Source organism: Paenibacillus sp. HGF5 (assembly GCF_000204455.1).
GTDB lineage: Bacteria > Bacillota > Bacilli > Paenibacillales > Paenibacillaceae > Paenibacillus_AQ > Paenibacillus_AQ lautus_A.
The window spans coordinates 25,748-33,202 of the sequence record NZ_AEXS01000164.1; the positions used below are offsets into that span (position 1 = coordinate 25,748).

The 7,455-nt window shown below is 55.8% G+C and carries 3 protein-coding genes and 1 pseudogene; 1 reads left to right on the forward strand and 3 read right to left on the reverse strand.

Translation table 11 applies throughout. From position 1 onward, the window contains the following. Positions 1 to 11: 11 nt before the first annotated feature. Both HMPREF9412_RS27110 and HMPREF9412_RS27115 read right to left on the reverse strand, forming a co-directional pair. Positions 12 to 2,525: a U32 family peptidase gene (locus tag HMPREF9412_RS27110; RefSeq protein ID WP_009595045.1), complete on the reverse strand. Its 2,514-nt coding sequence runs from the start codon at positions 2,523 to 2,525 to the stop codon at positions 12 to 14. A gap of 630 nt (positions 2,526 to 3,155) precedes the next feature. Continuing rightward, complete coding sequence (locus tag HMPREF9412_RS27115) at positions 3,156 to 4,253, reverse strand: DNA alkylation repair protein (protein ID WP_009595038.1); 1,098 nt, start codon at positions 4,251 to 4,253, stop codon at positions 3,156 to 3,158. A 531-nt stretch (positions 4,254 to 4,784) separates the two neighbouring features. On the opposite strand from HMPREF9412_RS27115, the gene HMPREF9412_RS27120 reads away from it, so the two are divergent. Next, entirely contained in the window at positions 4,785 to 5,993 is a 1,209-nt protein-coding gene (locus tag HMPREF9412_RS27120) for an MFS transporter (protein WP_009595037.1), read from the forward strand. A gap of 227 nt (positions 5,994 to 6,220) precedes the next feature. Here HMPREF9412_RS27120 and HMPREF9412_RS27125 read toward each other — a convergent pair. Beyond that, positions 6,221 to 7,455 (reverse strand): annotated as a pseudogene (locus HMPREF9412_RS27125) (TetM/TetW/TetO/TetS family tetracycline resistance ribosomal protection protein); the annotation flags it as partial.

Here is a 7,455-nt window from a genome sequence, read left to right on the forward strand (position 1 = left end):
GTGCTGCTTCCTTACTTCACCAACTGCCCCCGCGTAACGCCAAGCTGGTTGGTCGCCTTCAGCTTCTTCCACACCTGGGTGCCGCTGATCTCGCCGCGCAGGGCGCGGTTGTAGAGATCGATGACCTCGTGGACTTGCTCCGGCGTTTCCTCGAGGAACTCTACGCGGTAGCTGGATACGCCCAGCTCCATGAAGTTAGCCAGGTACTCGGCGCCGGATTGCTCGATGGCATTGTACACGGTGTTACGGCAGCCTTCATCCACTCGAACAGGGTGGGACATGCCGATCCGGTCCTGCAGGGACACGCGGCTCTCTTCACAAGGACGACCACAGTTCGTAAAGTCCGTTCCTTCGCTGAGGAACGTACAGTACACGCAGTGCTCCGTATGGAACATCGGCAGATGCTGATGGATGACGATCTCCATCTTGGACGTGTCGGCCTTGCCGAGAAGATCCACCATCTGCTGGATGTTCAGGTCATAGGAAGGCGTAACGGCGTCGCATCCGGCTTCGACAAACAGATCAACCGCCTTGTGGTTGGCAATGTTCAGGGAGAAGTCGCCGATCAGCCGGGGATGCTTCGCCCCCGGGTTCTCCATCCGGTGGCGCAGGTAGAAATACAGCGCACCGGTGTTGCGCACCAGCACGGCGTCCGGCTGGAGGCGCAGGATGTTGTTGTGATAGCCGTTCTCGCCCGGCATGTGAATGCGCGGCGTGGCCAGCGCAATCTGTTTGCCGGCTGCACGCACGGCTTCCACCGCTGCCGGGAACTGCTTGATGAACTCGAAGTCGGCGTAGATCATCTCGACGCCGGCCGCAAGCGCAGCCTCAACCTGCGGGAGGCTGCGGCACAGCGCGGTGAGCTTCGCCTCACCGCGGGCTACGGGCGCTGCGGGCACAGCCGCATCGCCATACACCGACACCGCCCGTTTCACGTACACGGGCGGCTTCGGCCGCTCGCCGGCGAGCAGCTCCACCGCACGGCGGCGGATGCTGTTGAGCTCGCGAATCGGCACGATGACGTCGCCGTACAGGTCGACGTCGAGTGCCTCAAGCTGGAACACCGTTCCGCCCAGGCGGCCAAGCTGCTCCTCCAGGATTTCCTGGCTCAGCGGCCGCTTCTGGGCGATCTCCAGTTCCAGCTCCGAATCCACCTGGACCGTCGTGCCCTTCTGCACATCGGTCCACCAGGTCGACAGCGGCTGTCCGGGACGGCCGCTGACACGCACATGTACCGGGAATACCCGGTACGGCTTCTCCGTCTCGTACGTCTGACGGAGGCGCTTATCCAACGCCGGATCGTTGGTCTTCCAGATCCGGTCGCCGACATGCAGCTTGCGCAGGTCCACGTCACTCCGGCCGGGAACGATATCGACGATCCAGCCTTCCTGCGCCTCGCCCTCCAGCTTGACGCCTTTGCGGCGCACGTCGTAGACGCGTCCGCCTTCTTCTTTTTTCGTTGGGTCGCCGGCATCAAACACGATACCGTCCCCACGCTTCAGCGGCGCATCCAGCTTGCAGACGACACCGTCGCGCAGAATCTGCTCCACCCGGCCGAGATACACGCCGCGGCTTTTCGGGAACGTACCCTCGACCAGCTTTTTATTGTTCGTTCCATCCAGGAAGCCATGGGTGAAGCCGCGGGAGAAACTCTGCTGCAGCTCACGCACTTCTTCCTTGCTCGGTCTCGCATCCTCGCCGTCAAAATACCGGTCGATCGCCTTCCGGTACTTGCTCACCACGTTGGCCACGTATTCCGGGCTCTTCAAACGACCCTCGATCTTGAACGAGGTGACGCCCGCTTCAATCAGCTCCGGCATCAGATCGATCGCGGCCAGATCTTTCGGCGAGAGCAAGTAGGCAACGTCGCCCATCGGCTTCTGCTCGCCATCCACGATCAGATCGTACGGCAGACGGCAGGCCTGCGCGCACTCTCCGCGATTGGCGGACCGGCCGCCCCACATTTCGGAAGTCAGGCATTGGCCCGAGTAGGATACGCATAGCGCACCATGCACGAATACTTCCATCGGCAGCTTCGCCTGCTCCCCGATCTTCTGGATTTGCTTCAGATTGTTCTCGCGCCCGAGCACGACGCGTTCCATGTTAAACGGCTTCGTGAACTCAACGGCCTCCGGCGACGTAATCGTCATCTGCGTTGAGCCGTGGATCGGGAAATCCGGAGAAATCTCGCGAATCATTTTCACCAGACCCAGATCCTGCACGATCACCGCGTCCACGCCGGCATCCACGCACGCATCGATCAACTCCTTGGCATCCTCCAGCTCGTTCTCAAACACGAGTATATTGAAGGTCAGGAACCCCTTAACCCCATAACTGTGCAAGAAGGCCATAATTTCGGACAGCTCGTCCATTCGGAAATTGTTCGCCCGTGCGCGCGCATTAAATTTTTCGACCCCAAAAAAGATCGCGTCCGCCCCATTAGCCACCGCGGCCCGCATGCAATCCCAATCCCCTGCCGGCGCCAGCAGCTCCACGTCTTCTCTTCGTAGTGCTTTCGTGTCCATCTATATCCTCCCAGACCGGTCCAAGCCGGCGTGCTGTGTACTACTATTCTTCCATTGAAACCTGCTAGCCATACTCTATGTTCATAGAACAGGGCATCCGACATCTATATCAATTGTTTGTAAACCATTTGAAAGCTTTTCAACTTATCTAGTGTACCAAAAGTCCGGCTTCTCTTCTACCTGCTAACTTGATTTCCACACATTTGATAGTGTTGCCATAATCCGCATGGCACTCGGTTTTGTACAAACACAAAAACAAGCCCTCCCACCGGAAAGCTTGCCTCACATTATCCTCTGTAGCTGTTACTGGCGCATGATCACCGTGCGGGGCTAGTGCTCTTAACTCTCATTTCTCTGCCTAAGGAGATTACCTCCCCTTTCCTTTACCAGGGATATTGCATTACCAACTCCGAATCCTTTAGTCAGAGCCTCCTTAACATCTCAGCAGTCGACAGCCATCCATGAATGCCCCAACGACCACGCAACCGTGCGCACGATGTACAAAACTTTAGATCGGAATCGTCCCGTACCGTCACTGGTTCCAGGAATTCCTCACCACAGGTTTGTCTGTGCACGACCTGCCCCCAGGTTTGCCAGTACAGTACATCGTCCTGCACCACGCCCCTACTCTTACTCCGCACCTTCCAGCACAAAATCCATGCTCGCCAACCGCTTGCCGTTCACGACGATGTGAAGGCGGTGATCGCCGGAATAGAAACGGCGGGTGGAGATCGGCTTAAACGATTGCTTCTTCTCCACCTTCCAGCATCCCGGCGCATAAATCTTGTCCGAGCATTTATAGCGTTTCGGCGCAAGCTTGCCGCTTGCCTTCATATAATCGATCTCGTAATCGATGCGGAGCGCCATCGGATAGCCGGTTTCGTTGACTACCTGAAAAGCGAACTCCAAATCGTCCCCCATCGTAATCACGGAACGTTTGATGCGCAGCTCGCGCACCTCCAGTCCTTCCAGCTTCTCAAGCTCCTCGTATCCGAAAATAGCCAGTGCCCGGAGATCCCCTTTACGCAGCAGCGAACGCAGCGCATGACGTACGATCCAATCCGTTAGCGGATGCTTGCCATACCATTTGGCGGCGATCTCCAACACAAGCTCCGGGTGATCCTTGGAGATGTCGTTCAAGTGATTGGCGACGCTTTTTCTAACATACAAGGAGGAGTCCTCTTTCAGCTGCTCCAGAATCGGCAGCGCCGGGCGCGGATCCTTGATTAGGGCCGGAATCTGCGGCGCCCAAGGCAGGCGCGGTCTGCAGCCTTCGCTCGCCAATCGGCGCAGATGCTCGTCATCGGACTGCGCCCATGCCATCATCTGGGCCAGCATCCGATCCTGGTCCCGGATGATGAAAGGCCGGACGGCAAACTCCGCCGTGGAAGAATGCGTGAATACCGCCAAAGCTTCCATCGACGTCTCCAGATCATCCATGCCGTTCACCTCGACATAGTCGGGAAAAAACACGTATTCCACGCCTCTGAAATGCGGAGCCACCTGCTTCAGGATCCCGACGGCTTCCGGGTAAGAAGCAGGCAGCGTGTCCGTTAAGGCCAGCGTAATATGCCGGATGCGCTGCTTGAACTCCTCCTGCTCCCAGGCTTCATTATGAATCAGCGTCATGAACCGGTCCGCATCGAATGCCGGATAAGCCTCCTTCAGCCGGTCGGTCACTTGCTGGAACAATGTATTCGAATATAGATCCTTCAGCGTTTCTCTCATATCAGATCTCCCCAAAAAAATAATTTTTACGATCTTTCATCCACGTCTCATGGAATCCTGAAAGCCCTTTATTTATGCGATAAAGCGGCGGTTCCGCCTCATCCCCAAATGAGCCGCCGACCGCTCTAACCCCATTCCCCGCCTCTTCCCAATCCAAAACATGTGGTGTAGGATGAAGTTGCACGCCTTTCGCTTTAGTGCGGTAGTCTGGTTGATTCCAGTTTACCAAATTGGGGGGGCGTTTTGCTTTATCCGCATCCGGCTTGCCCTTCTTGGGACCTCAACCGATGCATGGATGGACTGAACACCAATCGAGACCGCAAAGTCATACGCTTATCAACGTACTTACTCCAATGAAAGATCCCACATGTAAAGGAAGTTTTTCATCCAAAAATAAGGTGGGTAAGCCCATGAAGCTTACACTTTCTTATTTCTGATACATGTAATACATACACCATTACCTATTTAAAAAAGACAGGAGGCGAAGCTCGAAGGAGTACAACAAATCGCACATCAGGAGATGAAGAAGACATGGAAAGTTGGAAAAAGAATTTATGGATACTATGGTTCGGCTCATTTATCGTTTCATCAAGCTTCTCGATGGTCATACCATTTCTCCCGCTTTTTCTGATTGAGCTCGGCGTTACCAAGCATACGGAATTGTGGTCGGGACTGCTGTTCAGTTCCGCTTTTTTTGCGGGCGCCTTGTCCTCTCCCTTCTGGGGAGCCGTCGGCGATAAATATGGACGCAAACCGATGATCATCCGCGCGGGCCTGGTGCTCTTTGTCATCTATGTACTGATGGCATTCGTCACGAACGAGTATCAAGTGCTGATCCTCCGCCTGCTGCAGGGCCTTCTCTCCGGCTTTATTCCGGGCGCGATCGCGATCGTAGGAACCAATACCCCTGAGAAAAAAGTCGGCTACGCCCTATCCATGATGTCCACGGCCACCGCAACCGGCGGCATCATGGGTCCGATGATCGGAGGCACCCTGGCCTCCCTGTTCAGCAACCGGATGGCATTCGGATTGGCAGGGATGCTGTGCTTCGCAGCCACGCTGCTCGTCATATTCTGGGTCAAAGAAGAGAAATTCGTACCCAGCAAAGAGCGCGTCTCCGTCATGAACACGTTTAAGGTCGCCGGACACAACAAGGCGCTGATGACCGTGCTCATGCTTACGGTACTGACGCAGTTCTCCGTCATGACGATCGAGCCCGTCCTGCCGCTGTATATCGCTCAGATCGGCGGCTCTTCATCGCATACCTCGATGATTGCCGGCTTTGTGTTCTCCATCGTCGGGATCGCCAGCATCCTGTTTGCGGCCCGATGGGGACGCCTGGCCGATAAAATCGGGTTCCAAAAGGTGCTGCTGATCGGCCTGCTCGCCAGCGGAATCGGATCGCTCGCCCAGATCCTGTTCAGCAATATCTGGGCATTCTCGGCCATCCGCTTTGCTTACGGCGCGTTCTTCTGTGCCGTGTTCCCGGCACTTAACGGCCTTGTGGTCAAACATACGCCAAGCGAATTCCGCGGGCGCGCGTTCAGTCTCAACCAAACCGCCAACCAAATCGGCGGGATGGCCGGGCCGCTCGCGGGCGGCATGATCAGCGGCATCTTTAACATTCACTCGGTATTCTTAATGACAGGCATCCTAATGCTGATTACGACCGCCATTACGTATTGGACCATGCGGCCGTCGCGCGGGCAGCCTGTTGAAAAAGGCTCTCTTTCTTCATAAATGCCTCCCGTATGCGCACGCGTTAAGTTTTAATATGACGCGTGCGTTACTCATTACGGATATCAATAAACCCTCTCCCCGGTTCTTTTCGAGAAGATCCTCTTCATGAACCAGCATGTACATACACGAATCCCACAGCTATTCTCAATCACACCTTATTAAATGAATCCTCCAACTCCCTTACAACCGCGAATCTCTTGCCTAACTACTTAGTCTCTTCCACCGCATCACACATGCATGTGACGATCCGCTTCATCCCAAGGCACCGCATAACCGCTGCCCTTGGCGCAGAATATCGAAGAGGAGCTGTATTCCGGGTCTGCGTTCTTGTCGTATCCTTTGCGTTCAATGACCTCTGCCTCGTTATGGCACCGGTCATATCCGCCGTATACCAGCGATATCGCACCTCTTCCTTTGGTGTACGCCGCTAATTCCATTCCATATTTCATCATGGTGGATACGGGTGCCGATCCCGTGACCGTCACCTTGTCTCCGACCGTTTCCGGAGGATCGAAGCTTGCTTTGGCCTGGGTCAAATCCGACATTAACCGTCCGATAAACTCGGCATCCACCTTTACCTTGAAATGATAGTATGGCTCCAACAGCAGACTGGTTGTTTTCTCCAGCCCCTGACGCAAAGCGCGATACGTGGCTTCCCTGAAATCGCCGCCATGCGTATGCTTGTTGTGCGCCCGTCCCTTCAGCAGGGTAATCTTGAGATCAGTGACCGGCGAACCTGTAAGCAGCCCGTGATGATCCCTCTCGCCGACATGCTGGGCAACCAAATGCTGATAATTGACCGGCAGCATATCGGGATGGCACGCATTGGCAAACACGATGCCGCTGTTCCGCTCTCCCGGCTCCAGCCGGAGGTGCACCTCCGCGTAATGCTTCAACGGTTCAAAATGGCCGCTTCCCACAACAGCCTCCGTTATGGTCTCCTTATATAAAATCTCCGGCTCGCCGAAGGCAATGCGATAACCGAACCGCTCGAACACGATTCGTTCCAGCACTTCAAGCTGAATGATGCCCATCACATGAATATGAATCGCCTGTGCCGGCTCGTCCCACTGCACGGACAGGGAAGGATCCTCCGCATCCAGCAGCCGGAAGCAGCGCAGCATATCCTTGGGATGAATCGAGGACTCGAATTCCACCTTGGACTTCAGCGTCGGCACCAGCTCGTATACCGTCCGGCCGCTAAGAGCCCCAAGCCCGACTCCTGCCGCAGCAGCGGAAATGCCGGTAACCGCAAACAGGTCGCCCGCATGCACACGGTCGACAGGGGTTGCCCGTCCCCCATTGATCAAGCGGATATGCGTCACCTTCTCCGTGATCGTCTCCGTTCCGGAGAAATACGTGATTTCATCCCGCACCTGCAGCGTGCCGCCAGTGGCTTTGATATAGGTCAGCCGGGCTCCCTGTTCATCATGGCGAATCTTATAAGCCCTCCCGGCAAATG